We start from the raw sequence: 25,605 nt of genomic DNA, 5'->3' as shown, positions 1-25,605 counted from the left end.
GCCAGGCCGTCAGCTGCGTCCCCAGAGCCGTTCGTAGCGCCAGCCGGTGAGGTCCTCGACCACCGCCCTGCGCTCGGGCGCGGGCGGCGTGCCATCGCCGGCACGAAAGCGTTCGATCTCGTCCATCAGCACGCCGTGGGTCTGGTGGTTGAGCCGGAAGCGCAGTGAGACGACGAAGCCGAAGGCCAGCAGGGCCAGGGTGCCGGCCACCAGGACCGTCAGGATGGTCGCGATGGCTTCCGGGCTCTGGATCTTGGCCTTCGAGACGAAACCGCCCCACTCCAGGATCAGCCCGACAAAGGCGATGGCGGCCGCCTGCATGGTCTTGCGCACGAAGGTCATGACCCCGGCGAAGGCCCCCTCGCGGCGCTTGCCGGTGACGATCTCGTCGACGTCGGCCATGTAGTTGTAGATGTTCCAGGGGATGTAGTTGAGGCCGCCGCGGCCCAGGCCGGCCAGCAGCACCGGCAGCATCATCCAGGTCAGCAGATGCGGCGGCGACACCAGGTAGATCGCCAGGAAGCCCAGCACCGCCAGGGCGTAGAAACTGACCGCCAGCCGATAGGACGGGGCGGGGTGGATGCGCAGGATCAGCCAGATGAACCCCGCCACGGCCGCCAGCTGGGCAAAAGCCATGAAGCCCATGAAGTTGCCGGCGTCGGCGGTGGTGGCCCCCAGGGCGAAGACCACGAAGAACACGAACACGCCGTTGAAGATGTCCTGGCTGATATAGCCGCCCAGATACATGCCCAGGTGCTGGCGGAAGGCGCGGATGCGCAGGGTCGAGAACAGGTTGGCGTACAGGGCCTTGAAGCTGTCGCCCAGCGTCAGCTTGCCGTCGCGCGCCGCCATGCCGGTCTCGCCCGGCGGCCGCTCCCAGGTGAACAGATAGACGAAGCCGGCGGTGATCATGAAGGTGATCGCCGCGCCGATCCCCAGATAGAGGAAGGTCTGGGAGCTGTCCTTGCCCAGGTGGTTGACGATGGCCGCGGGCAGGAAGCCGGCCAGGATCGCCGAGGTCTGGGCGAACAGGATGCGGTAGCCGGCGAACTTGGCCTTGACCTTGTAGTCCTTGGACATCTCGGCCGCGAGTGTCTCGTAGGGGATCAGCTCGAAGGCGTAGACCATCTCGAACAGCACATAGCTGACCAGATAGAACCAGAAGGTCTGGCCGCCGATCCACATGATCGCGAAGCTGGGCAGCAGGGGGATGGCGGCCAGTACGAAGAACCGCCGCCGCCCGAACCGGCGTCCGATCCGGGTGCTGTAGAGATGGTCCGACAGGTGCCCGACCAGGGGGCTGAACACCGCGTCGAGCAGGCGGGCGATGGCGAAGATCGCCGTCGCCTGCACCGCCGACAGGCCGCAGAAGGTGGTGTAGAAATAGAGAATCCAGCCGCTGACGATGGCCATCGCCCCGGCGCCGAACAGGTCGTTGGACCCGTAGGCGAGGTAGTTGATCAGTTTGACCTTGCGCGGCTGCATCGGATCCACCCTGGTGTTCTTGTTGTTGTTTGACCGGCCGGAGCGGGCCTAGATGAACGCCCGCTGGAACTCGCCCAGGCCCAGCAGGGCCAGGGACTGGCCGTAGGGCATCGAGGTCAGGGGAATGTCCTTGTAGCCCTGCAGGGTGTCGAACACCGGGGTGCCGAACGAGACCTGCTGCAGCTCGCCCTTGTCGTCGATATGGGCCAGCACGCCCTTCAGCGCCTTGATCGCCAGCGCCTGGTGTTCCTTGCTGACATAGCGCTTGCGCACCGCCTTCAGCACGCCATAGGCGAAGCCGGCCGTGGCCGAGGCCTCCAGGTACGAAGTCTTGTCATCGACCAGGGTGTGCCAAAGACCGGTCTCGGCGTCCTGGTAGCGGGCCAGGGCCTTGATCTGGGCTTCCAGCGTATCGATCAGGAAGGCGCGCAGGGCGTCGCCGGGCTTGAGATCCAAGAGTTCGATGAACTCCGGGATGGCGATCGTCACCCAGCAATTGCCGCGGGCCCACAGGGCGTCGGCGAAGTTATGCCGGCCCTCGAAGGTCCAGCCGTGGAACCACATGCCGGTCTTGCGGTCGGCCAGGTACTTGATGTGGACCATGAACTGGCGCTTGGCCTCCTCGACGAAGTCGTCGCGGCCCAGCAGCAGGCCGATCTTGGCCAGGGGCAGGACGCTCATCATCAGCGTGTCGTCCCACAGCTGCTGGGGGTTCTCGCTGTTGAAGACGATGTGCTGGAAGCCGCCTTCCTCGGTGCGCGGGCCCTCGTACATCACGTAGTCGGCCCAGGTTTCGAGGTAGGGCAGATAGGTGTGGTCGCCGGTCGCTTCGTACAGGTAGGCCAGGGTCAGGAACGGCGAGACGGTGTTGATGTTCTTGGTCGGGGTGCCGGCCTCGAAGCGGTCGGCGAACCACTGCGTCATGATCTCGAAGGCGCGCGGATCGCCGCTCATCTCGTACTGCTTCCACAGGCCGTACAGGCCCACGCCGTGGGTCCATTCCCAGTCGTTCCAGCCCTTGGTGTCGATCACCCGGCCGTCGTCGAGGCGCAGCAGGAACTCGCCGGTCTCGTCCTGGATGTCGACGAGATTGCTGATCAGCAGGGCGATCTTGGCCTTGATGTCCTTGGCCTCGAGGCCGTGGGCGAGATTGGGCACGATAGTCTCCTTGGAAGTCTTTCAGGCGCGAACGGGGGAGCGTCCGGTCAGGGTTTGAAATCGGGCGCGGGAACGCGGGCGACGGGGAGGCCGCCGCGCACGGTGCGCAGGTTGACGAGCTTGACGGTCTCCAGCGCGTCGCCGGGGGCGCCGTCGCTGGTGACGGCCAGGGCGATGGTGTTCTTGCCCTGCGGGTCGATGATGCCGTTGGGCAGGACGAAGGTCCGCTGCGGGCCGACATGGGCGATGAACTGACCCATGTTCCAGCCGTTGACGAAGATCAGCACCCGGTAGCGGACCGGCGAACGCGGCGTGTTCGGATCGCCGATGGTCAGGCCCAGGGTGGTGTCCTGGTCCTTGGGCAGGTTCAGGTCGAAGCTGGTGCGATACCAGGTCGTGCCGGCGGCCGGCTTGGTCGCGGCCATGTCGGCCTTGGTCCATCCCGCGTCGGGGAAGCCGGGCAGGTGCCAGCCCATCCGTTCGCCATACTGGCCGCCGTTGTTGGCGTCGCCCCGGACCGGGTCCTGGATGTCCTCGCCGCCCAGATTGCCCTGGATCTTCCAGGCGATCGGCACGACGAAGCTGTAGCTGCCCGGGCCGGACAGCGAGGCCGAGACCAGGCCGCGGGCCTCCTTGTGGAAGTCGTCGGCGTCCAGGTCCCAGTTGTGGCCGTTGTTGCGGACCATCACCGAGATCACGTGCTCGCCGGTCCCGCGCAGGTCTTCCGGCAGCTTGAAGGTGGCCACCCCGGTGGTGATCGGCCGCGGCAGGCCGCCGTCCAGCTCGTGCTGGCCCAGGAACCGGCCGTCCAGCCACACCTGCAGCATGCCGGCTCCGCCGCCGCCGTAGTGCAGGGTCAGGATGTCGATGTCGGGCCTGCCCTGGTAGCGGCCGCGATACCAGACGTCGCCTTGGTGGAAGCCGTAGGCGCTCATGTCGAGCGCCGGCTGGCCGGTGGGGCCGCGCACGGTGGAGCCGCTGCGGCGGCCCTCGGTCTTGAGCCAGGCGCTGTCGTCGAACTTCGGATCGGCCTCGGGCGAGCCTGGGGCGGTCTTCCAATCGAGCCTGGCCAGATCGGGCACGGCGACCGCCGCCGGACCGGCCAGCGGCCGTTCGGCCAGCAGGCTGCCCGAGGCCGTGGCTCTGACCGCGACCTTGGCGCCGTTCCACCGGATGGCGGTCACGTCCTTGGGCGCGAAGACCTCCAGGGGGCTGTCGGTCTCGGTGTCGCCCGTCAGGCTGAGCACGCCGCCCTTGGTGGCGTCGCGCCGCACCAGACCGGGGCCGCGCACCAGCAGGGCGTCGCGCCGCCAGAAGGTCTGGCCGGTCTCGGCGTCGGCCAGCAGCAGGGTCAGGGGCCGACGGCCGCCGCCGGTGATCCGCACGCGTGCCAGGTCGTTATGGGCGTAGGTCAGCTTCAGGTCGCCCTTGGCGGCGTGGAAGCTGGAGGCGACCTCGCCCTCCAGGACCTCGACCTTCGGGGCCGAGGCGTAGCGCAGCACCGTCTCGCCCGCCTCGCCGGCCCGGCCGTAGAGCAGGGCCAGGTCGCCGTCGTTCCACTTCAAGTGCGTCTGGATCTCGGAGGTCGAATAGACCAGCCGCTGGCCGCCCAGGTCGTAGGACGCCATCAGCATCTTGGCGTCCTGGCCCTTGATCCGGGAGGGAACCTCGTACTCGCCGTCGCGGGTCTTGATCTTGAACGTGAAAGCCTCGTCGCCGGTCCCGCTGCTGGGATTGTGGACCACCACGTAGAGGTGGGCCCCCGTCTCGGGATTGACGTTGTGATAGACGCGGACCTTGTCGTTGGACGGGACGACGGCCTCGCCCTTGTCCATGCGGCGCAGGTCCGGCACGGCGGCGATGAGCTCGCCCATCTGCTTCATGACGCGGGCCTTGTCGCGCAGGCCCCGGGCCTCGTCGATGGCCGCGCCGTAGTCGTAGGAGGTGAACACCACCGGGGCCGGCAGCCAGCCCCACGAGGTCCCGCCGTAGGTCATGTAGAAGCTTTGCAGGGTGATGCCGTTGGCGATGTTGGTCGCGTAGAACACCCGCTGGTAGCCGACGCCGCGATGGATGGCGGTGCAGTCATAGTCGCCGTTGCTGCCCCAGTAGTCGAACCAGCCGCCGCCGAACTCGGCCAGGAAGCCGGGAGTGTTGGGGCTGGCCGAGGCTCCGCCCCTGGCCCCGCCGGGGCCGTACAGGCCCCAATCAGGCGCGACGCCGGGACTGGCCGGGGTGGAGTCGACCTTGCAGTTGCCGCCCGGGTAGCCGTCGAAGGCGTAGAGGTCGGTGGGGCCTTCCACCGTGCCGGGCACGTTCGAGCCCTTGGGGACCCAGTAGCCATTGCGGCCCTTGTCATTGTGGAAGATCGGGACGGTGATCCCGTCGGCCCTGGCCTTGTCGTCCAGCCACTGCATGTAGCGCTGCTGCGGGGCGCCGACGACGTCGAGTTCGTTCTCGATCTGGTGGGCGATCACCGTGCCCTGGCCGGTGGTCAACTGGTGGCGGGCGATGACGGTATTGATCTTCGTCAGCCACTCGTCGGCGGCGGCGACATATTCCGGCGCGTCGGTGCGGGCCCGGGCCTGCTGGTTGACCAGCCAGCCAGGGAAGCCGCCCCGGGTCAGCTCGGCGTTCACATAGGGCCCGGCGCGGGTAATGACGTAGAGGCCTTCCTCCTGGGCCATGGTCAGCACGCGATCCATGTCGCGCACGCCGCTGAAGTCGTAGACCCCCTGCTTGGGCGAGTGGTAGCCCCAGTCGAAATAGATGGCGACGGTGTTGTAGCCGCTGGCCTTCATCTTCTGCAGGATATCGCGCCACAGGTCGGGGCTGGGGACGCGGAACGGGTGGAACTCGCCGCCCCAGGAGAAGACGCGCTGGCCGTCGACCTTCAGCGAATACTTGTCCCAGGTGATCTTGTGGGCCTCCGCCGGCTTGGCCGCGATCGCCTGGTCGCCCCCTTCCTTGAGCACCGTGAAATGGCGGACCGTGCCCGACAGCTCCGGCAGTTCGGCCTTCGGCGTCCAGGTGCGGAAGCCGTCCCGGCTGTCGCTGTACCAGTAGCGCTTGGCCGAATATTCGTCGAAATAGATCCGCCAGGCGCCGTCGGGCGTTCGGGTCAGGGTCGGGCCTTCGACGCCCCGGCCCCAGCCGGCCCAGTCGCCGGTTCCCCTGGCCTGCCAAGGGCCGTCCAGCGAAGGAGCGGTCCACAACTCGATGAACTTGCTGGTCTCGTTCTTGGTGAAGGCGTTGTAGAGCCCGCCTTCGCGCACTACGAAGGCGTCGATGAAGTTGGGGCCAAGGCCCGACAGCGGCTTGGGGGCGGACCAGGTCGAGAACGACGCGTCGGTCGCGGTGATCCGGTAGGGCTGGAACTGGCCGGCGATGCCGGTGGTCGAGACCGACAGGATCAGGTTCACCGACCCGTCCTGGTCGACGAACCATTCGGGCGCCCAGCTGTTGGTCGCGCCAGGCACGTCGATCGCCACGTCACGCAGGAAGGTCCAGTCGGTCAGGTCCTTGCTGCGGGCCAGGCCGATGGTGTTTCCGGTCCAGCCGGTGGTGTAGGCGACATAGTACCAGCCGTCCGTATGCTTCATCACGCTGGGATCGCGGATCAGGCCCTGGGGCGGGGTGTAGGCCAGCGGCTTCTTCAGCGTGAAGCGCGCGCCGTCGGCGGAGTCGTAGACGCTCATGTTCGACTGGCTGGCGTTGGTGAACGCCGTCATCGTGTAGCGCAGGGGCTCGGCCCCCACCGACGGAGCGGGGGCGGTGGTCGCCAGCAGCACGGCCGCCAGGCCGAGCGCCTTGAGGGGCAGGCGGGTCATCCTAGCCCTCGAAATGGAAGACGGGCTTCAGCGGCCATTCGCGTGGACGGTTGTCCGGATGCACCTCCATCAGGTCGGCCATGTAGTCCCACCAGCGCTTCATCACCGGCTCCAGCGGCAGGGCGTCCTTGCTGTGGTCGGGGCGCAGGCGCAGCACGGCGAACAGGCTCATCGTCTCCTCGTCGAGGAAGATCGAATAGTCATGGATCCCCGCCTTGCGCAGCGCCTCGGCGAGGTCGGGCCACAGGGCGTCGTGGCGGCGCTCGTATTCGGCGGCGACGCCAGGCTTCAGCTGCATGCGGAAGGCGAGGGGCCGGTCCCGGTGGTTGCTCATCATGTCCTCCCGTTTCTTTGCTTTTGTCGGTCAGGTCGTCAGGTCCGGCAGGCGATAGATCCGCCTCGCCGCGCCGCTGAACAGCAGGGCCCGCTCGGCCTCGGTGAAGTCGGCGGTGATGGCGTCATAGGCTCGATAGAAGGCGCCGAACGACCCGTGCACCTTCTCGACCGGGAAGTTGCTGGCGAACATGCAGCGTTCGACGCCGAAGGTCTCGATGACCCGCAGCACGAACGGCTGCAGGCTGTCGACGGTCCAGGCGCGGTCGACCATGGCCAGGCCCGAGATCTTGCAGCTGACGTTGGGCCGCTGGGCGAGCAGGGCCAAGCCCTCGCGCCAGGCAGCCAGGCCGGCCTCGTCGCGATCGGTGGGCAGGCCGGCGTGGTTGATGATCACCGGGATGTCCGGATGGGCGGCGGCCAGGTCGGCGGCGGCGGGCATCTGCGACGGATAGAGCTGCAGGTCGAACGACAGGCCGTGCCGGGCCAGCAGGGCGTAGCCCTGGCGCCACCGCAGGTCTTGGAGTCGATCGTGATCGCCATAGGTCTTCAGCGGATCGGCGTGCCAGCTGACGATCTGCCGGACGCCCCGGACGTTCGGCCGGGCGGCCTGGGCCTCCAGCATGGCCTCGACGCTCGCGTCCTCCAGCCACGCCCCGGCGACGATGCCGCCGATCACGCCCCGCGTATCGGCCAGGCCCTGCAGCCAGTCGGTCTCCGACAGCTGGTCCTTCGGCGGCAGGCCGCATTCGACATGCACCGTCTGGACGACGTTCCAGCCGGCGCTATCGGCCAGATAGTCGTCCAGGCCATAGGAGCGATCGGCGATCGGCGACATGTCGCCGGCCGGATTGTTCGGCAGCGGCCGGTCCTGGAGCCAGCCGTAATAGTGGCGGTCCAGGTCCCACAGGTGCATGTGGGCGTCGACGATGGGACCGCAATAGGCCATGGCCGGCTCCTAGAGCATTTTCGAGCGAAGTGGATTCCGGTTCGCTTGAAGAAAATGCGTAAAAACAAATATCTAGCGCATCCGGCCTGATGCGATCAGGCCGGATGCGCTAGAAGGTGGTTCGCCCGCCGGAGGTGTCGAAGGTGGCGCCGGTGGTGAAGCTGCACTCCTGGCTGGCCATGAAGCAGACCATGGCGGCGCTTTCCTCGACCTCGCCCAGGCGGCCCATCGGGATCTTGGACCGCATGTAGTCGACTTGGCTCTGCGGCAGCTGCTCCAGGATCGGGCTCTCGAAGGTGGCCGGGGTGAGGCTGTTGGCGATCACGCCCTGGGTGGCCAGTTCCTTGGCCAGCGACTTGGTCAGGCCGATGACGGCGGCCTTGCTGGCCGAATAGGCGCCGGCGTTGGGATTGCCTTCCTTGCCCGCCACCGAGGCGACATTGACGATCCGGCCATAGCCGCCCTCGAGCATGAAGGGCACCACCTCGCGGCAGCAGTAGAACAGGCCGTTGAGGTTGATGTCGATCACCCGCCGCCAGCTGTCGAGCGGGAACTGGTGCACGGGGGCGGTGGCGCCGGTGATCCCGGCCGAGGCCACCAGGATGTCGATCCGGCCCAGGGCTTGACGAGCGGCCCTGGCGGCCTCGGCGACCGCGACCTGGTCCGACACGTCGAGCACGACGCTGTGGGCGGCTCCGACCGCATCAACGGCGTCCTTAAGGGCGTCGGCGTCGACGTCCCACAGCGATACGGTCCCGCCTTCGGCGACGATGCGCGCAGCCACGGCCCGGCCCAGGCCCGAGGCGCCGCCGGTGATCACCGCCGCGCGGCCGGCGAAGCGGCCAAGGTAAGGATTGGCGTTAGGAGTGCTCACGCGACGCCTTCCTTCGTCCAGGCCACGACGGTCTGCTGCTGCTCGCCCAGCTTCTCGACGCCCAGGCGCATGACGTCGCCGGGCTTGAGGAAGATCTTGTCGGGCTTCTGGCCCTCGCCGACGCCGGGCGGGGTGCCGGTGGTCAGGATGTCGCCGGGCTCCAGGGTGACGAAGCGGCTCATATAGGCGATCAGCTCGGCGACCCCGAAGATCATGGTCCTGGTGTTGCCGGTCTGCATGCGCCGGCCATTGAGGTCGAGCCACATGTCCAGGTCCTGGGGATCGCCGACCTCGTCGGCGGTGACCAGCCATGGGCCGACCGGGCCGAAGGTGTCGCAGCCCTTGCCCTTGTCCCACTGCGAGCCGAGCTCCTTCTGGAAGGCGCGTTCGGAGACGTCGTTGACCAGCACGTAGCCGGCCACGTAGTCGAGGGCTTCAGCTTGCTCGACATAGCGGGCGCGCTTGCCGATCACCACGCCCAGCTCGACCTCCCAGTCGCCCTTCTCAGCGTCCTTGGGCAGCATGACGTCGTCGTTCGGGCCGTTCAGGCACGAGATCGCCTTGGTGAAGAAGATCGGCTCAGGCGGCGGCTCCAGGCCGGCCTCCTTGGCGTGGTCGGCGAAGTTCAGGCCGATGGCCAGGAACTTGCCGACCTTGGCCACCGGGACGCCGTAGCGGGGCGAGCCCTCGACCACCGGCAGGGCGGCCGGATCGATGGCGGCCAGACGCGCCAGGCCCTCGGGCGACAGCAGGTCGCCGGTGATGTCGGCGACATGGCCCGACAGGTCGCGGATCTGGCCGGCGGCGTCGAGCAGGCCGGGCTTTTCGGCGCCGCGCGGGCCGTAACGCAGGAGTTTCATGGGGTCACGCTTTCAAGGGTCAGCGGGCGTAGGGTCGGTGCAGGCCGACCTCGCGATTGAGTTCGACGCCGAAGCCGGGGGCGTCGGAGAGCTTGAGCTTGCCGTTCACCGGCACGGGTTCGCCGATCAGCTGGGGGTGGAACATCGGCACCACCGCGTCCGCCTTGGGGGCCATCATCAGGAACTCGGCGAACGGGCTGTTATGGCGGGTGACCACGAAGTGGTAGCTGTAGACGCTGGAGCCATGCGGGATGCAGAGCACGCCGCGGCTGTCGGCCAGGTTGGAGATCTTGACCAGTTCGGTCATGCCGCCGCACCAGCCGACGTCGGGCTGGATGATGTCGCAGCACTCCATCTCCAGCAGCATGCGGAAGCCCCAGCGGGTGGCCTCGTGCTCGCCGGTGGTGACCAGCATGCCCTTGGGGGCGTTCTTCTTCAGGTCGCGATAGCCCCAGTAATCGTCGGGGCTCAGCGCTTCCTCGATCCATTTCAGGCCATATTCGTGGGCCTTGTGGGCCAGTCTGGTGGCGTAGTTGAGGTCCAGCGCCATCCAGCAGTCGAACATCAGCCAGAAGTCCTCGCCGCAGCGCTCGCGCATCGTGGCCAGCTCGTCAAGATTCTTCTTCAGCCCTTCCTCGCCCTCGGCCGGGCCGTGGTGCAGGGGCATCTTGCCGCCGATGAAGCCCATCGACTTGGCTAGGTCCGGCCTTGCGCCGGTGGCGTAGAAGGTCAGCTCGTCGCGCACCGGGCCGCCGAGCAGGTGATGGACGGGTTCGCCGCGCAGCTTGCCCAGCAGGTCCCACAGGGCCAGGTCGACGCCGGACAGGGCGTTCACCACCAGGCCCTTGCGGCCGTAATATTGGGTGGAGAAGTACATCTGGTCCCAGATCTTCTCGATCTGGGTCGGGTCGCGACCCTCCAGGAACCGCGCCAGGTGCTTTTCGACGATGTAGGCGGCCGGTTCGCCGCCGGTGGTCACCGCGAAGCCGACCGTGCCGTCGGCGGCCTCGATCTCGACGACCAGCGTGCCCAGCACGTTGATGCCGAAGCTCTGGCGGCTCTGGCGATATTCGGGATAGCGCGACATTGGGGTCGCGATGTGGTCGTCGATCCAGTGGCCCTCGCCCTGGTCGTGATAGTCGGCGCCGCCGCCGCGCACGACATAGGCGCGAACCTGCCGGATGAGGGGAAACGGCATCGGGAAAACCAGCTCCAGCCCAAAGCTTCCAGGTGGAAGCGATCTCGTCAAAGGAAGAGGAGGCGTGCCGGGAGACGAAGTCCTCCCCCATGCTTGGCGAAACCTTTAACCGGTCGCGCCTACCTCCTCAGGACATCATATGACACGGTAGCCCATCCTGCGTTCGGTGGCCCGGATCGCCCCCTGTCGCCGCTTGCCTTAGGTACCATATTATGAGAGAGAGTGCTACAAAATGAAACGTGACGCGTCAAGGGGAGCCGGACCGGTGGCCAAGGAAGACAGTTCTGGCGGCAAGGCGCCCAGCGGCAGCCAGACGCTCTTCCGGGGTCTGGACCTGCTCGACGTCGTCGCCGATTCGGGCACTATCGGCCTGCCGGCCCTGGCTGCGCGCCTGGGCCTGACGCGCAGCACGACCCACCGTCTGGCCACCGCCCTGGTCGAGCGTCGCCTGCTGTCGCAGGCTCCCCGCGAAGGCTACAGCCTGGGGTCCAAGCTGCTGGAGCTGGGCTATCTGGCCGGCCAGCAGATGGATCTGCCGCGGGTGGCGCGTCCCCATCTCGAACGCCTGTGGGAAGAGCTCGAGGACACCGTGCACCTGGGCGTGATGGACGGCGACCGCGCCCACTATCTGGACAAGCTCACGGGCCGTCGGCGCATCAACATCAGCTCGCGGGTCGGCGACCGCCAGCCGATCCGCTCGACCGGCCTGGGCAAGGCCCTGGTGCTCGACGAGACCGAGGAACGCTGGCGCGAGCTCTATCGCAAGGAAGGCCCGCCGACCCCCGAGGGGCCCAGCGAGGAGCAGTGGATCGAATGGATGCGCGGCTACGCCCAGCGCGGCGTGGCCTTCGACCTTGAGGAAAACGAAGACCGCATCCGCTGCGTCGCCGCCCCGGTGCGCGGGCCCGGCGGCCAGATCGTCGCGGCCATCAGCGTGTCGGGGGCGGCCCAGTACATGGACGACGACCGCATGGCGGCCCTGACTGACGACGTGCGCCAGTGCGCCAACGCCATCAGCGTCGAACTGGGCTGGAACGAGAAGCGGACGGTCGCCGCCAAGCGCTAGGCTGTCGGTAGGAGTGGAGGAACGATGCTTCTGAAGGACAAGGTGGTGCTGGTGACCGGCGCCTCGCAGGGGATCGGCAAGGCCGCCGCCATCGGCTGCGCCCGGCACGGGGCGGACGTGGCGATCAACTATCATGGCGATGACGCCGGCGCCGCCGACGCCGTCGCCCAGATCCAGGCCCTCGGCCGTCGCGCCATCGCCGTGAAGGGCGACGTCGCCGAGGTCGCCACCGCCGGCGCCTTCGTCCAGGCCGCCGTGGAGGCGTTCGGCAAGGTCGACGTCTTCGTCAACAATGCCGGCATCTGCCCGTTCCACGCCTTCCTCGACATGCCGCCCGAGGTGATGGAGCGGACCATGAAGGTCAATCTGCACGGGGCCTATTTCATGGTCCAGGCCGCGGCCAACCAGATGGTCAGGCAGGGCCACGGCGGGGCGATCATCGCCGTCAGCTCGATCAGCGCCCTGGTCGGCGGCGGCATGCAGACCCACTACACCCCGACCAAGGCCGGGGTGCACAGCCTGATGCAGTCCACCGCCATCGCCCTGGGGCCGCACGGCATCCGCTGCAATTCGGTGCTGCCGGGCACCATCGAGACGGCGATCAACAAGGACGACCTGGCCGACCCGAAGAAGCGCGACTACATGGCCGGCCGCATTCCGCTGGGCCGCCTGGGCGAGCCGGACGACCTGGCCGGACCGATCGTCTTCCTGGCCTCGGACCTGGCCAGGTATGTCACCGGCGCGGCCCTGCTGGTCGACGGCGGCGCCTTCGTGAACCTCCAGTAAGCCAGGCCGATGATCGTCTCCTCCACCACCGATTTCCGCGAGGCGGCCCGGCGCAAGCTGCCGCGCTTCCTGTTCGACTATATCGACGGCGGCGCCTATGCCGAGCGGACCCTGGGCCGCAACGTCTCGGACCTGGCCGACATCAGCCTGCGCCAGCGGGTGCTGAAAGACGTCTCCAGCGCCGACCTGTCGACCACCCTGTTCGGCGTCAGGCAGGCCCTGCCGGTCGTCCTGGCCCCGGTCGGCCTGACCGGCATGTACGCCCGCCGCGGCGAGTGCCAGGCGGCCAGGGCCGCCGCCGCCAAGGGCGTGCCGTTCTGCCTGTCGACGGTGTCGGTCTGCGACCTGGCCGAGGTTTCGGCCGCCAGCAGCGCCCCGATCTGGTTCCAGCTCTATGTGCTGCGCGACCGGGCCTTCATGCGCGACCTGCTGGCCAAGGCCGCCGACGCCGGGGCCACGGCCCTGGTGTTCACGGTCGACATGCCGGTGCCCGGGGCCCGCTACCGCGACGCCCATTCGGGGATGAGCGGTCCTAACGCCGCCATGCGCCGCCTGGTCCAGGCCGCCTTCAAGCCCGGCTGGGCCTGGGACGTCGGAGTGCGCGGCCGACCCCACACCCTGGGCAATGTCGCCCCGGTGCTGGGGGCCAATTCCGGGCTCGAGGACTTCATGGGCTGGCTGGGGGCCAATTTCGATCCCTCGATCCAATGGAAGGACCTGGAATGGATCCGCGAGCTCTGGAAGGGGCCGCTGATCATCAAGGGCGTGCTCGATCCTGAGGACGCCAGGGCCGCCGCCGACATCGGCGCCGACGGCATCGTCGTCTCCAACCATGGCGGCCGGCAGCTGGACGGCGTGCTGTCCTCGACCCGGGCCCTGCCGGCCATCGCCGAGGCGGTGGGCGAGCGCCTGACCGTGCTGGCCGACAGCGGGGTTCGTTCGGGGCTCGACGTCGTGCGGATGCTGGCCCTGGGCGCCAAGGGCGTGCTGCTGGGCCGGGCCTTCGTCTACGCCCTGGCCGCCCGCGGCGGGCCGGGCGTCACCCAGCTCCTGGACCTGATCGAAAAGGAGATGCGCGTGGCCATGGCCCTGACCGGCGTCAACAGGATCGACCAGATCGACCGTTCCATCCTGGCGAAGACCGACCGATGAGCGGTCTGCTGCTGTCATTCCTCGCCGCCCTGGCGATCGCCACCCCGGGGACCCAGGCCGTTCCAGATCCGTCGATGCAGCCGGTCCCGATTCCGGCGCCCCTGCCGGCGCCGACCGCCCGGATCGTCATCGCCAGCGATTCCACCGCCGCCCAGTACGGCCCCGACCGCTACCCGCAGATGGGCTGGGGCATGGTGCTGAAGTGCTCGCTGGATCCGGACGTCGAGGTCGTCGACCTGGCGCGCGGCGGCCGCTCGACCAAGACCTTCATCGAGGAGGGCCTGTGGGCGGCGCTGCTGGCCCAGCTTCACCCCGGCGACACCGTGCTGATCCAGTTCGGCCACAACGACGCCGACCGGGTGAAGATCGTCCGCTTCACCGATCCGCAAGGCGCCTATACCGCCAACCTGACCCGCTTCGTCGCCGACGTGCGGGCGGCCGGCGGCCAGCCGGTGCTGGTGACGCCGATCGCCAAGCACCTGTTCGTCGACGGCAAGGTCCAGGACGCCCACGGCCCCTATGCCGAGGCGGTCCGGGCGGTGGCCAAGGCCACAGGCGCGCCGCTGATCGACCTGGACGCCGACAGCATGGCCGCCTTGCAGGCCCGCGGCGAGGCCGCGTCGCGCAGGCTCTACCTGCTCTACACGCCCGAGGATCACATTCCGCGCTATCCGGAGGGGATCAGCGACACCACCCATATCAACGAGGCCGGCGCCCGGCTGGCCGCCGCGCTGGTGGCCCGGCGCCTCGCCGCGCTGAACCTGCCGGTGTCGGCCCATGTGCACGCGTCGCCGGCGGGCGAGCCGCCGATCCTCGGCGGGCCCGGCTGTCCCTGAAAGAAAAAGCGGAGCGCCGGGTCTGGCGCTCCGCGGCCCGGAAGGGGGGACAGGAACGGGCGATTCATAGGGGGAGGGCGGATCGAAACCGCGCCGCTCACGCAGATTGTTCCAATATGTGAAACAGTATGCGATATAATGAGAATGCCTTGACAGGGGCTCGGTTGTCAAGCCACAGGTGATCAGGGCCCGAAAGTGGCCTGGCCAGTTTGGGGCGGTTCGATGCGGCGCGTCTTTTCCCGATGGATCATGGCCTGGATCTGCGGCCTGCTGTGCCTGGGGCTGGGAGCGGTCGCCGCGACCGCCGCGCCTGTCGCCCGCCGCGACCAGCCCTTCAACGACGGCTGGCGAATGGCGGTCGGCGACATCGTCGGGGCCGAGCGTATCGATTTCGACGACGCCAGCTGGAAGCTCGTCACCCTGCCGCGCGCCTTCAACGAGGAGGAGGCCTTCAAGGTCGACATCCACGACCTGAAGGGCGGGATCACCTGGTACCGCAAGCGCTTCATGCTGCCGACCGAGGTCGGGCCGGCGGTCGGCGGCAAGGCCTTCCTCGAATTCGAGGGCGTTCGCCAGGCCGGCGACGTCTATGTCAACGGCGTCCGGGTCGGCGGCCATGAGAACGGCGTCACGGCGTTCGGCGTCGACGCCACCAAGGCTCTTAAGCCCGCCCCATTCGCCAACGTCGTCGCCGTTCGCGTCGACAGCGACTGGAAGTACAAGGAGCGCGCCACCGGCAGCGGCTTCCAGTGGAACAATAATAATTTCAACGTCAATTACGGCGGCATCCACCGGGCCGTGCGGCTGCATCTGACCGGCGATCTGCACCAGACCCTGCCGCTCTATTCCAGCCTGGGCACGACCGGGGTCTATATCTGGGCCGAGGATTTCGACATCCGGGGCGGGGCGGCGACGGTGCACGCCGAGTCCCAGGTGCGCAACGAGTCCGGCCGGCCGCGCACCTTCGCCTACCAGGTCGCCCTGCGCGACGTCGACGGCAAGCCGGCCGGCGCCTTCGCCGGGCCGACCGTCACCCTGGCGCCGGGCGAGACCCGCACGGTCTCCGCCGAGGCCCGGCTGCAGGGCCTGCACTTCTGGAGCTGGGGCTATGGCTACCTCTATACGGTCGACACCGCCCTGGTGGAGGACGGCGCGACGGTGGACGCGGTCACCACCCGCACCGGCTTTCGCAAGACCGAATTTCGCAACGGCATGGTCTTCCTGAACGACCGAGTCATGCAGGTGCACGGCTACGCCCAGCGCACCAGCAACGAATGGCCGGCCCTGGGCACGGACATCCCGCCCTGGATCAGCGACTTCTCCAACGCCCTGATGGTCGAAAGCGGCGGCAACCTGGTGCGCTGGATGCACATCGCCCCGGCCCGCCAGGACGTGCAGTCGGCCGACCGGGTCGGCCTGCCGCAGGCGATGCCGGCCGGCGACGCCGAGAGCGACGTCACCGGCCGGCGCTGGGAGCAGCGGCTGGAGGTGATGCGCGACGCCATCGTCGCCTTCCGCAACAGTCCCTCGATCCTGTTCTACGAGGGCGGCAACGAGAACATCAGCGACGATCACATGGCGCAGCTGAAGGCGATCCGCGACCAGTTCGACCCGCACGGCGGCCGGGCCATCGGTTCGCGCGAGATGCTGGCCAGCCGGGTCGCCGAATATGGCGGCGAGATGCTCTACATCAACAAGAGCGGCCGCAAGCCGGTCTGGGCCATGGAATATTCCCGCGACGAGGGGGCGCGGAAGTTCCAGGACGATTTCACCCCGCCGTTCCACAAGGACAGTCCCGACTACAACCGCAACCAGGACAGCCACGCGGCCGAGGACGTGCGCCGCTGGTTCGACTACTGGCGCGAGCGGCCCGGCGGCGGCGAGCGGGTCAGCTCGGGCGGGGTCAACATCATCTTCTCCGACAGCAACACCCACTTCCGCGGCGACAACAATTACCGCCGCAGCGGCGAGGTCGACGCCATGCGCCTGCCCAAGCAGGGCTTCTACGCCCACCAGGTGATGTGGGACGGCTGGGTCGATGTCGAGCATCCGCGCACCCACATCATCGGCCACTGGAACTATGCGCCGGGCACGGTCAAGGACGTGCTGGCGGTGTCCAGCGCCGACAGTGTCGAACTGGTGTTGAACGGCCGGTCGCTGGGGCGCGGACTGAAGTCGGACGGCTTCCTGTTCACCTTCAAGGCCGTGGCCTGGGGGCCGGGAACCCTGAGGGCGATCGGCCGTGACGCCGCCGGCAAGCTCGTCTCCACGGACGCGGTGACCACCACCGGCCCCGCCGTCGCCCTGCGCCTCACGCCGCATGTCGGACCGCTGGGCTGGCGGGCCGACGCCGCCGACCTCGCCCTGGTCGACGTCGAGGCGGTGGACGCCCAGGGCCGGCGCGTGCCGACGGCGCTGGACCTGGTGAACTTCGACCTCGCCGGGCCGGCCGAGTGGCGCGGCGGCATCGCCCAGGGCGATTCCCGGAGCGGGGCCAGGACCACCGAGGCCCCGGCCTCTCCGGCGGGCGAGGTGGTCACCGGGGCGCATACGGTCGACGGGGTGACCTCCTATGCCGGGGCCTCGCGCGGCGATGACAATTACATTCTGGCCCAGGCCCTGCCGGTCGAGGCCGGGATCAACCGGGTGGCGCTGCGCTCGACCCTGCAGGCCGGCGCGGTGACGGTGACCGCCCGGGCCGAGGGGCTGAAGCCTGCGACCCTGACCCTCGAGGTCGCTCCGCCGCCGCCCGGCGAGACCCTGCTGCCGGTCAGCCTGGCGCGCGGCCCGACCCCGGCGACGCCGTCGTTCAAGGTCCGCCGCCTGACGGTCAAGCCGGCCGCGACCACGGCGGGCTCGAACCTCGCCAGCGTCGCCCTGGCCCAGGACGACGACGAGACCACCCACTGGGCCAGCGACGGTCAGCTGGCCAACGCCTGGATCGAGTACCGGCTGGCCCGCCCGCAGGTGGTCGACGAGGTGGTGCTCAAGCTGATCGGCTGGCGGCTGCGGTCCTATCCGCTGCGCATCACCATGGACGGGGTCACGGTCTATCAGGGCGAGCCGGCCAAGAGCCTGGGCTATGTGACCCTGCCGCTGAAGCCGGTGAAGGGCGCCCGCCTGCGCATCGCCCTGGCCGGCCCGACCGTCGACCGCGACGCCTTCGGCAAGATCGTCGAGATCACCGGCGCCAAGGCCGGCCTCGACACCGGGGCCGAAAAGGTCCCGGCCGGCGGCGGCCTGGGGATCATCGAGGCGGAGCTCTATCGGCGGGTGAACTAGTCGTCTCTGCCCTGCCCCTGGAGAGGGGAGGGCAAGTGCGCAGCGTCATCCAGGCCTGCGGTTGCAGGCGGCCTCGATCGCCGCCATGTCGCGCAGGATCGCCTGGGCCCGGGCGTTGGCGGCCTCGCCGGCGAGCTCGTTGGTGCTCGGCGTCTCCGGGTCGTCCAGCGCCGCCACTTCACGCTCCAGCTGCGCCGCCTCCCTGCGGCGGCGGTGGAGGGTCTTGGCGGCGAACAGAACCTGGATACGACGCTCGACGGGGCAGCGGAGGCGGGGCTTTCGGGCTTCGGCCATGGTTTGCATCTCCGGTCGCCGCGCCCGGATGCGGCGCGGACAAGACTTGGCGCTCACGCGCCGAAAGGCTGCGATGGGATGGGGAGGGTGCGAAGCGCCCGGGCCTCGCCCGGAGGAGCTTTGATGTTTGTTACCGTTTCGACGAAGTCTGGCGCTTCGCGCAGAACCGTTATCCGGGAGCGGTCAGGCTGGCGGGGGTCTTAACCCCTTACCCGACGCTTTCGCTCGCGCCCCCGGCGGGCGGGCCAGGGCGGCGAGCCCCGGTCCCGGACTGTGCAAGTAACCCCCTCGCACCTGCTGGCTTGTCCGCCTGCCTTCAGCGCCGGAGCTTCGTCACGACCAGGGTGAGCCTGCATCCGATCCGTCCCGAAGACGTCTCCCGAAGGAAACGCGGCGGACCAGCCTTCCCGCTCGTCCACCCCTGAAAGCCGCAGCGGTCGCCGTACGTGCGCCCTCCCCGTGCCTTCAGGTGGGAGCATTATCGGGCCGACCTGGAAGGGTGAGGATGGAAAAAAGTGAGAAAATCGCAGGGCTTTGATTTCGTTGAGTTCGACCGCCCTCCATCCCCGTGAACCGCGGGGATGGAGCGATTCTCCTTCTCCCCCTGCGGGAGAAGGTGGCCTGAAGCAGGTCGGATGAGGGGTTTCTCAAACCTCGACCGCCGCACCCAGCCGTTCCGCCGTTCGCAGCGGAACCCGCTTTCAACCCCTCATCCGACCTCGCTCCGCGAGGCCACCTTCTCCCGCAAGGGGAGAAGGAGAGTGCAGGCGATCGGATCGGGATCAATGCGCCTTCGCCACCTCCACGGCGTAGACATGGTTGGCCCCGTGCATGTTGGAGCGGAAGACGATCCACTTGGCGTCGGGGGTGAAGTTGACGTTGGGCTCCAGCCGGTAGTCGTGGGCCTGCATGTTGACCAGCCGCTCGGTGTCGAGGACGCCGGGCTGGATCAGGGCCTCGCTGCCGGGGGCGTGGATGCCGGCGACGTCGGGAATGGCGCGCGGGCGCATCAGGTAGAGCCATTTGCCGTCGGGCGCATGGGCGACCATCTCGCTGTCGCCGCCGTCGCCGGCGAACAGCTTGCCGTCCGGCGAGGTGTTGAAGTGCACCGACCAGGCGTTGCGGTCCAGATGCAGCCAGGTGCGCTTGCCGCTGGCGATCTCGTAGCCGGCGACCCAGAAGTCCTCGCCGCGCGGGGTCTGCAGGTCGTACCAGACGGTCTTGCCGTCGGCGCTGAACCATTCATGGCCGGCGATCTCCATGTTCATGGTCCGCGTATGGATCTTGACCGGCGGGTCGGCCCGGTCGGTGCGCACCAGCCACAGCCGGTCGACCTTGTGCCAGGGCCCCTCGTGGCAGAACATCAGCAGGTGCGGGTCGGTCGGCGAGAACTGCAGGTGATTGAGCCAGTCGGTCGCCTGGTGCACGACCTTGCGCTCGCCGGTGGCGGTGTCGATCGTGAAGATCTCCATCGGGATGCGCGAGTCCAGCCGGGCGTTCAGCTGCACCTCGCGGCCCTCGGCGTGAGTCAGGCTGCGGCCGTCGGGACCCTTCACCTCGGCCGGGTTCTTGGGCAGGGCCTCCATGCCGTTGGGCGGGATCGGCACGTCGGTGCGGTTGGCGACCCCGGCCAGCAGGGTCTCGTCGGCGTTGATCGTCTGGATGGCGCCGCCGGGCGCCAGCCTGGCGACGGTGCGGACCTTCCTGGTCTTCGGATCGACCGCCTCGACGGCGCTAGTCCCGTCCGCATTGGCGCGCTGGTAATAGACCAGGCCGGTCTTGCGGCCGACGAACAGCAGCCGGACCTTGCCGGCCACCAGCGGGGTCAGGGCGCGGGTCTTCAGGTCGACAGCCGAGACGCCGTCGGGCGTGCTGATGGCCAAAGTCATCCCGTCGGGCGTGTAGCCGTTGAGATTGAAATAGAGACTGCCGCTGCCGGCTTGGTCGGACAGGCGGATCACGCGGTGGCCGGTGTCCTTGTCGATCCATTCGCGCGGCGGCTCGGGCGCGCCGGGCTTGGGCTGGGTGACGGCGTCCTGGGCCTGGGCGCACGGCGCCAGCACCATGAACGCCAGGGCCAGGGCGGAGAGAAGGGGCGCTTTCATCGGCGGTCTCGCGGGGTCTGGATCTTGGCGGAGGCGGGCGGCTTCATGCCGGCGCCCAGATGGAAGCCGGTATGCGGCGGCTGGTTGTAGGCGGTGTTCTGCCAGGCGATCGACAGCCGATATTGCGGGTCGTGCATCAGCGTCACCAGCCGGCGCGAGGTGGGGTAGGGGGTGGCGTAGATCCGCAGGGCGCGGTTGTCCTCGGTGCGCCAGACGACTTCCTCGCGCCAGTCGCCGAGGATGTCGGCCGCCAGGGCCGGCGTGGCCTTGGTGCCGTTGTTCGAGGTCACCCCCTCGGCCATGAGCAGGGGAACCGCCTGGCCGGCCTTCCAGTCCCACTTGCTGATCTGGGTCTTGTCGAGCAGCTCGCGCAGGTCGTCGCCGTCCCACCAGATCGCGAAATTGGTCTGGCGGGGGTGCTTCACGCCTTCGATCGGCTTGCCCTGGGCGGTGTAGAGCGTGTCGCTGTTGCTGCCCCAGGCCTCGTCGCCGGGGAAGCGCGGGTCGATGTCGGCGGCCAGGCCGCGGCCGGTGTCGTGGTCGGTGGGCGTGGTCCACAGCACCTGGCCGGTGCGGGCGTCGAGCATGGCCGCGCCGACCCCGCCATTGCTGCGCGGGCTTTCGTGGACGCCGAACTTTTCCAGGCCCGGACGGGTCGGGTCGAGGTCGCCGACATGCATGGCGTCGCCGTGGAACAGCTGGGCGCTCCACAGGCCCTTGCCGTCGTCGTCGACGGCCATGGCGCCGTAGAGGATCTCGTCGCGACCGTCGCCGTCGACGTCGGCGACGCTGAGCTGGTGGTTGCCCTGGCCGCCGAATTTCTCGTTGCCGGGCGCCGCGCTGTCGAACAGCCAGCGCCGGGTCAGCCTGCCGTCCCGCCAGTCCCAGGCGGCCAGGGTGGTGCGGCCGTAATAGCCGCGGGCGAAGACCAGGCTGGGCCGCCGGCCGTCGAGATAGGCGGTCGCGGCCAGGAAACGGTCGGAGCGGTTGCCGTAGCCGTCGCCCCAGATCTGCGTCATCTGCTCTGTGGTCGGGGCGTCGGTGCGCGGGTCTCGGGGCGGGCTGTAGGGGGCGCTGGCCAGGGCCTTGCCGGTCAGGCCGTCGAACACGGTCAGATATTCGGGGCCCCTGAGGATGCGGCCCTGCACCCGGGCCACCTTCGCGCCGTCGGGCAGGACCGTGGCCCCGGTCCTGTCGGCCTGGGGCCGTTCGCCGCCGGTCTCGCGCCAGTCGGCGGCCGGGTCGCCCAGCACCTGGCCGGTCCCGTCGACCGTGCCGTCGCTTGTGCGCATCGCCACCTCGGCCCGGCCGTCGCCGTCGAGGTCATAGACCTGGAACTGGGTGTAGTGGGCGCCGGCCCGGATGTTGCGGCCCAGGTCGATGCGCCACAGGCGCCGGCCCTCCAGCGTATAGGCGTCGAGGATCACCGGGCCGGTATAGCCGCCGAAGGCGTTGTCCTTGGAATTGGTCGGGTCCCACTTCAGGACGATCTCGTAGCGGCCGTCGCCGTCCAGGTCGCCGACGCTGGCGTCGTTGGCGGTGTAGCTGAAGGCGACGCCGTCGGGGGTCGCGCCGTCGGCGGGCGGCTGGATCGGGATGCTGAGATAGCCCTGCGCCCAGACCTTGGCCGGCCGGCTGGCCGGGGCTTCCCGGCCGCCGACCACGGCGCGGACGGTGTAGGTTGCGGCCGGGCCGCCGGCCTTGTCGACGAAATCGGTGGGGCCGGTCAGGGGCTTGGCGTTCAGGCGGGTTCCGTCGCGATAGAGGTTGAAGGCGGTGCGGGCCGGCTCGTCGCCCAGCAGCCGCCAGCTGACCAGCACCCCGCCGTCGACGGCCGGCACGGCGACGACGCCGCGGTCGAGGGCCTCCATCTGTCGCGGCGCGCCCGCGGCCAACGTCGATCCGCCTACGGATGATAACGCCGCCGCTCCCAGCAGAGCGGCCGCCGCGACCCGCGCGCCTCGGTTCTCATCCCCCAGACCCATGCGTCGAAACCCCTTGTGTTTCCCCGTTTTCGGCTCGTGGCGGCCGTTCTGCGCGGCCTTGCGAGCGGCGCGGCAAGTTTACATCACGGAAACGGCGTTCTGTCTTCCCACAAAATGCATTGACATCTCAGAATATGGAACTATCCCTATTGTATGAAAAATGCGCCGCCGTGCGCTGGGAGCCGCCCGCCAAGGGCCGCCCCAGCCTGCGGTCAAGGCGCCTGGGAATCTCCTGAGGGGGAGACACCCAGGTCATGGCCAGAGGGAGGGAATCCATGCCTGCATTCACCGGCAGCCGTCGCGCCGCCGTCGCCACCGCGTCCTTGCTGGCGTTGACCGCGGGCCTCGCCTGCGCCGGCGAAGCCCGGGCCCAGGCCGCCGCGCCCGCTCCGCCCGCGTCGAGCGCCAAGCTCGAAGATCCCAATCTCGTCTCCGAGATCGTCGTCGGCACGCGCGCCAGCCTGCAGTCGGCCATCGGCCGCAAGAAGCGCAACGGCACGATCTCCGACTCCATCGTCGCCGAGGACATCAGCCAGTTCCCCGACAAGAACGTCGGCGAAGCCCTGGGCCGCATCACCGGCGTGCAGCTGGCCCGTGACTTCGGCGAAGGCAACGCGGTCTCGATCCGCGGCGTCGAGCCCGACCTGAACCGCGTCGAGATCAACGGCATGGGCACCCTGTCGACCGCGGGCAATCTGCAGGTCTACGGCGGCGGCGGCCGGTCCAACGACTTCCGCGAACTGGCCTCGGAACTGGTCCAGTCGATCGACGTGTTCAAGGGCTTCACCGCCGACATGACCGAAGGCGGCATCGGCGGCACGGTCTCGATAACGACCCGCAAGCCGCTGGATTTCAAGAAGCCGGTGCTGTCGCTGACCGCCTCGGCCCAGAACCTCGATACGGCGGACACCTGGAAGCCGCGCGGCAATATCTTCGCCGCCACCACCCTGTTCGACGGCCGCCTGGGCCTGATGGCCAACGTCACCTACGACGACGTCGACACCCGCGGCGACTATGTCCGCAACTCGTCGTGGGGCCGGTTCGCCGACTTCGACAATTCGGCCGACAAGACGGTCCCGTACTACAGCAGCGCCTATGATTCCCAGATCAACGACTTGGCGCGCAACGTCACCACCGCCGCCGGCTGCTCGGGCCTGACCACGCCCGACGCGACCCTGATCTCGACCACCAATCTGCGCAACGCCTGCCTGTCGCAATGGTACGACTACGCGCCGCGCACGGCCCGCTACGGCGTCTGGACCCGCGGCGACGAGCGCATCTCGGCCGAGTTCACCGTCCAGTACCGCTTCACCGACAAGATCGACGCTTGGGTCAGCTATAATCGCAACGACCGCACCCAGACCCTCAACGACATCAATTACGGCACCGATTTCACCAAGGCCAACCGCCTGAACAACACGGCCACGGCCACCACCTGCTCATCGACGAACACCACGGCCAGCACGGTCAAGGTCGACGCCAACCACAACGTCATCGGCTACACGCTGGGCAACTGCCTGAACACCACCGGAGTCGGCGGCAATAACGGCTTCGGCATCAGCGCCCGCGACTTCAGGTACGACACGACCAGCAACTACTACAACTTCGGCGCCAACTATCGCGGCGACCGCCTGCAGATCGAGTTCCAGGGCTCCAAGGCCGACACCAGCACCGTGTCGCAGACCAACAATGTCAGCGTCAGCTTCGACACGCCCGGCATGACCGTGACCCTCGATCCGGCCACCGGCGATCCGTCGTTCGCCTTCGCCAGCGGCTACAGCCCCAGCGACGCCTCGGCGATCCGCCAGTGGCAGATCCAGTACCGCCCGTCGAACAACGGGTCGAAGGAAGAGCAATACAAGCTGGACTTCGATTACGACACCCACCTGCCGTTCATCACCAAGCTGGAGTTCGGCGGCCGCGCCACCGACTTCTCGACCAAGGGCTACGGCTACGGCGGCTTCATCCTCGACGGCGGGGCCAATCCCTCGTCGCTCCTCGACGACACCGTGACCTACTCCAACGCCATCAACTCGACGGCGGTGATCTCCGCGACCCAGGTGGCGGACCAAACCGATCCGGCCCTGGGCCCTCCCAGCACCACCGGCTACTGGACGTCGGGGGAAACCTGGTCGCGCGGCTTCTCCAACGCCCTGTTCGGCTCGGCGATGACCCCGCTGCCCAGCGACTTCTACTGGGGCGGCGGCTCGATCCCGTCGAACTGGAACTATCCGGACTTCGACAAGGTGTCGCAGAACCTCGACACTTCGCACTTCAACCTGAACAACCTGGAGAACACCGTCGGCAGCGACGGCAAGCCCCACCAGCAGTTTCCGTACCGCATCGCGGAAAAGACCGACGCCTTGTATCTGAAGTTCGACTACAACTTCCCGCTGGGAAGCTATGAAATCGACGGCAACTTCGGCTGGCGCCGGGTCCATACCCGCACCACCGGTGAGGGCGTTTCGAGCCGTAGCGTGAGCGTCGGAGCGACCACCTTCGTTGTCGGCAACTCGCTGGGCAGCATGACCAAGGACTACACGGTCTGGCTTCCCAGCTTCAACATCGGCCTGTGGTTCATTCCCAACAAGCTGTCGGCGCGCGCCGGCTTCGCCGACCTGATGGCCCGTCCGCGCATGGACTTCCTGATGCCGACGGTGACCTGCACCACCGATATCTCGCCAGACGCCAACGGCGAGTTCGACGAGCCGAGCTGCAACGCCGGCAACCCGGAGCTGAAGCCCTACCGCGCCAACCAGTACGACCTCAGCTTCGAATACTATCCCAACCAGGACACCCAGGTGTCGGTGGGCCTGTTCAAGAAGGACATCGAGTCGTTCTACGTCTCGTCGCGCACCCTGATCGGCAAGCGCGACGTCTATGGCGACGGCCAGCTCTACAACTACAACACCTACATCAACGGCCAGGGCGCCAAGATCTCGGGGGTCGAAGTCACGGCCAAGACCGCCTTCACCTTCCTGCCGGGCTTCCTCTCGGGCTTCGGCGTCGACGTCAACTACACCTACCAGAAGGCCAAGAACGTCCGGCTGTTCTCGCAGCTGGACGGCTCGCCGCTGCCGTTCCCGGGCCTGTCCTCGGACAGCGCCAACCTGACCCTGTGGTACGACAAGGGCCCGCTCAACGCCCGCCTGGCCTACAACTACCGCTCCCGTTACCTGGTCTCGGCCGCCGACAACTCGCTGCAGCCGGTCTATCGCGACGCAACCGGCTATCTCGACGGCAAGGTCACCGTGAAGCCCGGCTTCAGCTGGGCCCCCAACCTGTCGTTCTTCGTGGAAGGCAAGAACCTGACCAAGGAAGAGGAGCGATCGACAGCCGGCGACATCCGCCTGACCGAACTGGCCTATTTCGGTCGTCGCTTCTTCGTCGGCATGACGGCGAAGTTCTAGGC

At 68.3% G+C, this 25,605-nt stretch carries 17 protein-coding genes; 6 read left to right on the top strand and 11 right to left on the bottom strand.

The annotated features are described in order from the left end of the window. Window positions 1–9: 9 nt before the first annotated feature. The 8 genes from ACIPQB_RS01095 to rhmD form a co-directional block, all read right to left on the bottom strand. Window positions 10–1,485, bottom strand: a complete 1,476-nt coding sequence (locus ACIPQB_RS01095; protein ID WP_446483345.1) for an MFS transporter — start codon at window positions 1,483–1,485, stop codon at window positions 10–12. Window positions 1,486–1,533: 48 nt separating this feature from the next. Then, window positions 1,534–2,643, bottom strand: a complete 1,110-nt coding sequence (gene bglB, locus ACIPQB_RS01090) for a beta-galactosidase BglB (RefSeq protein WP_446483344.1) — start codon at window positions 2,641–2,643, stop codon at window positions 1,534–1,536. Window positions 2,644–2,690: 47 nt separating this feature from the next. Then, on the bottom strand, window positions 2,691–6,473 hold the full coding sequence (locus tag ACIPQB_RS01085; protein ID WP_446483343.1) for a beta-galactosidase: 3,783 nt from the start codon (window positions 6,471–6,473) through the stop codon (window positions 2,691–2,693). Window position 6,474: 1 nt separating this feature from the next. Next, a complete protein-coding gene (locus ACIPQB_RS01080) occupies window positions 6,475–6,807 on the bottom strand; it encodes an L-rhamnose mutarotase (protein WP_446483342.1) in 333 nt (110 codons plus the stop codon). A gap of 30 nt (window positions 6,808–6,837) precedes the next feature. After that, window positions 6,838–7,755, bottom strand: a complete 918-nt coding sequence (locus ACIPQB_RS01075) for an amidohydrolase family protein (protein ID WP_446483341.1) — start codon at window positions 7,753–7,755, stop codon at window positions 6,838–6,840. A 109-nt stretch (window positions 7,756–7,864) separates the two neighbouring features. Beyond that, window positions 7,865–8,629, bottom strand: coding sequence for an SDR family NAD(P)-dependent oxidoreductase (locus ACIPQB_RS01070; RefSeq protein ID WP_446483340.1), 765 nt, complete (start codon window positions 8,627–8,629; stop codon window positions 7,865–7,867). Next, on the bottom strand, window positions 8,626–9,489 hold the full coding sequence (locus ACIPQB_RS01065; protein ID WP_446483339.1) for a fumarylacetoacetate hydrolase family protein: 864 nt from the start codon (window positions 9,487–9,489) through the stop codon (window positions 8,626–8,628). Before ACIPQB_RS01065 ends, ACIPQB_RS01070 begins: the two co-directional genes overlap by 4 nt. A gap of 19 nt (window positions 9,490–9,508) precedes the next feature. Continuing rightward, window positions 9,509–10,687 carry an L-rhamnonate dehydratase gene (rhmD, locus tag ACIPQB_RS01060; protein ID WP_446483338.1) on the bottom strand — a complete coding sequence of 393 codons (1,179 nt, stop codon included), beginning with the start codon at window positions 10,685–10,687 and terminating at the stop codon, window positions 9,509–9,511. A 232-nt stretch (window positions 10,688–10,919) separates the two neighbouring features. Between rhmD and ACIPQB_RS01055 the strand changes: the two genes are divergently transcribed. The 5 genes from ACIPQB_RS01055 to ACIPQB_RS01035 all read left to right on the top strand — a co-directional run bounded on the left by ACIPQB_RS01055 (window position 10,920) and on the right by ACIPQB_RS01035 (window position 17,809). Beyond that, complete coding sequence (locus ACIPQB_RS01055; RefSeq protein WP_446483337.1) at window positions 10,920–11,753, top strand: IclR family transcriptional regulator; 834 nt, start codon at window positions 10,920–10,922, stop codon at window positions 11,751–11,753. A gap of 24 nt (window positions 11,754–11,777) precedes the next feature. Then, window positions 11,778–12,539, top strand: coding sequence for an SDR family NAD(P)-dependent oxidoreductase (locus tag ACIPQB_RS01050; protein WP_446483336.1), 762 nt, complete (start codon window positions 11,778–11,780; stop codon window positions 12,537–12,539). A gap of 9 nt (window positions 12,540–12,548) precedes the next feature. Then, window positions 12,549–13,691 (top strand): FMN-dependent L-lactate dehydrogenase LldD, encoded by a 1,143-nt coding sequence (gene lldD, locus ACIPQB_RS01045; protein ID WP_446483335.1) that lies wholly within the window; start codon window positions 12,549–12,551, stop codon window positions 13,689–13,691. Continuing rightward, window positions 13,688–14,527 (top strand): rhamnogalacturonan acetylesterase, encoded by an 840-nt coding sequence (locus ACIPQB_RS01040; RefSeq protein WP_446483334.1) that lies wholly within the window; start codon window positions 13,688–13,690, stop codon window positions 14,525–14,527. The genes lldD and ACIPQB_RS01040 overlap by 4 nt, the downstream gene beginning before the upstream one ends. A 222-nt stretch (window positions 14,528–14,749) precedes the next feature. Then, window positions 14,750–17,809, top strand: a complete 3,060-nt coding sequence (locus tag ACIPQB_RS01035; RefSeq protein ID WP_446483333.1) for a DUF4982 domain-containing protein — start codon at window positions 14,750–14,752, stop codon at window positions 17,807–17,809. A gap of 45 nt (window positions 17,810–17,854) precedes the next feature. Here ACIPQB_RS01035 and ACIPQB_RS01030 read toward each other — a convergent pair whose 3' ends face one another. From ACIPQB_RS01030 to ACIPQB_RS01020, 3 genes are all read right to left on the bottom strand, one after another. Continuing rightward, window positions 17,855–18,103, bottom strand: coding sequence for a hypothetical protein (locus ACIPQB_RS01030; protein ID WP_446483332.1), 249 nt, complete (start codon window positions 18,101–18,103; stop codon window positions 17,855–17,857). A 782-nt stretch (window positions 18,104–18,885) separates the two neighbouring features. Continuing rightward, window positions 18,886–20,208 carry an oligogalacturonate lyase family protein gene (locus ACIPQB_RS01025; protein WP_446483331.1) on the bottom strand — a complete coding sequence of 441 codons (1,323 nt, stop codon included), beginning with the start codon at window positions 20,206–20,208 and terminating at the stop codon, window positions 18,886–18,888. Continuing rightward, complete coding sequence (locus ACIPQB_RS01020) at window positions 20,205–22,079, bottom strand: rhamnogalacturonan lyase (RefSeq protein WP_446483330.1); 1,875 nt, start codon at window positions 22,077–22,079, stop codon at window positions 20,205–20,207. Before ACIPQB_RS01020 ends, ACIPQB_RS01025 begins: the two co-directional genes overlap by 4 nt. A 389-nt stretch (window positions 22,080–22,468) precedes the next feature. Between ACIPQB_RS01020 and ACIPQB_RS01015 the strand changes: the two genes are divergently transcribed. After that, the gene (locus ACIPQB_RS01015) at window positions 22,469–25,603 is read left to right on the top strand and encodes a TonB-dependent receptor (RefSeq protein ID WP_446483329.1); all 3,135 of its coding nucleotides are present in this window, start codon (window positions 22,469–22,471) and stop codon (window positions 25,601–25,603) included. Window positions 25,604–25,605: the final 2 nt, after the last annotated feature.

The organism is Caulobacter sp. LARHSG274 (assembly GCF_052871235.1).
This window is presented reverse-complemented; position numbering and strand designations above follow the sequence as displayed.

What these genes read in the sequence shown, in the direction of transcription:
- ACIPQB_RS01065 (WP_446483339.1), bottom strand. Translation starts at nt 9,489, where the DNA reads ATGAAACTCCTGCGTTACGGCCCGCGCGGCGCCGAAAAGCCCGGCCTG.
- rhmD (WP_446483338.1), bottom strand. Translation starts at nt 10,687, where the DNA reads ATGCCGTTTCCCCTCATCCGGCAGGTTCGCGCCTATGTCGTGCGCGGC.
- ACIPQB_RS01050 (WP_446483336.1), top strand. Translation starts at nt 11,778, where the DNA reads ATGCTTCTGAAGGACAAGGTGGTGCTGGTGACCGGCGCCTCGCAGGGG.
- ACIPQB_RS01015 (WP_446483329.1), top strand. Translation starts at nt 22,469, where the DNA reads ATGCCTGCATTCACCGGCAGCCGTCGCGCCGCCGTCGCCACCGCGTCC.
- ACIPQB_RS01085 (WP_446483343.1), bottom strand. Translation starts at nt 6,473, where the DNA reads ATGACCCGCCTGCCCCTCAAGGCGCTCGGCCTGGCGGCCGTGCTGCTG.
- ACIPQB_RS01055 (WP_446483337.1), top strand. Translation starts at nt 10,920, where the DNA reads ATGAAACGTGACGCGTCAAGGGGAGCCGGACCGGTGGCCAAGGAAGAC.
- ACIPQB_RS01035 (WP_446483333.1), top strand. Translation starts at nt 14,750, where the DNA reads ATGCGGCGCGTCTTTTCCCGATGGATCATGGCCTGGATCTGCGGCCTG.
- ACIPQB_RS01095 (WP_446483345.1), bottom strand. Translation starts at nt 1,485, where the DNA reads ATGCAGCCGCGCAAGGTCAAACTGATCAACTACCTCGCCTACGGGTCC.
- ACIPQB_RS01025 (WP_446483331.1), bottom strand. Translation starts at nt 20,208, where the DNA reads ATGAAAGCGCCCCTTCTCTCCGCCCTGGCCCTGGCGTTCATGGTGCTG.
- ACIPQB_RS01080 (WP_446483342.1), bottom strand. Translation starts at nt 6,807, where the DNA reads ATGAGCAACCACCGGGACCGGCCCCTCGCCTTCCGCATGCAGCTGAAG.
- ACIPQB_RS01075 (WP_446483341.1), bottom strand. Translation starts at nt 7,755, where the DNA reads ATGGCCTATTGCGGTCCCATCGTCGACGCCCACATGCACCTGTGGGAC.
- ACIPQB_RS01020 (WP_446483330.1), bottom strand. Translation starts at nt 22,079, where the DNA reads ATGGAGGCCCTCGACCGCGGCGTCGTCGCCGTGCCGGCCGTCGACGGC.
- ACIPQB_RS01040 (WP_446483334.1), top strand. Translation starts at nt 13,688, where the DNA reads ATGAGCGGTCTGCTGCTGTCATTCCTCGCCGCCCTGGCGATCGCCACC.
- lldD (WP_446483335.1), top strand. Translation starts at nt 12,549, where the DNA reads ATGATCGTCTCCTCCACCACCGATTTCCGCGAGGCGGCCCGGCGCAAG.
- ACIPQB_RS01030 (WP_446483332.1), bottom strand. Translation starts at nt 18,103, where the DNA reads ATGGCCGAAGCCCGAAAGCCCCGCCTCCGCTGCCCCGTCGAGCGTCGT.